This window comes from Leptospira gomenensis (assembly GCF_004770155.1).
Classification (GTDB): Bacteria; Spirochaetota; Leptospiria; order Leptospirales; family Leptospiraceae; genus Leptospira; species Leptospira gomenensis.
The window spans coordinates 1-307 of record NZ_RQFA01000029.1; the positions used below are offsets into that span (position 1 = coordinate 1).

Here is a 307-nt window from a genome sequence, read left to right on the forward strand (position 1 = left end):
TGCGGGAACTCCTGCGAGGACGCCCGGACAAGACAACGGAGTTCCGTCATTTAAGTCTGACTTCTTCGTTCTCTGGCCAGAAATGTCGTAACAAAATCCGATCTTCGCTGCGATTCCGTCCGACCCGAAGTCTTCCACATACAAAATCTGTCCTCTCGCGTCACGAACGATTCGTTTGCTCGTTCCGGAGCTGTGAGTTTCTGTCGTTTCAAACGGATCGTTGTAGGTCGTTGTGATCGTTGTAGGAGTCGTTTCTCCTACTGCCGTCGGTAGAATCGTCTTTTTCATTCTTCCGATCGGATCATAT

At 49.8% G+C, this 307-nt stretch carries 1 protein-coding gene; it reads right to left on the reverse strand.

All coding sequences use genetic code 11. From position 1 onward, the window contains the following. Positions 1–307, reverse strand: a 307-nt coding sequence (locus EHQ17_RS06660) for a hypothetical protein (RefSeq protein WP_135736163.1), incomplete at both ends; no start/stop codon positions are given.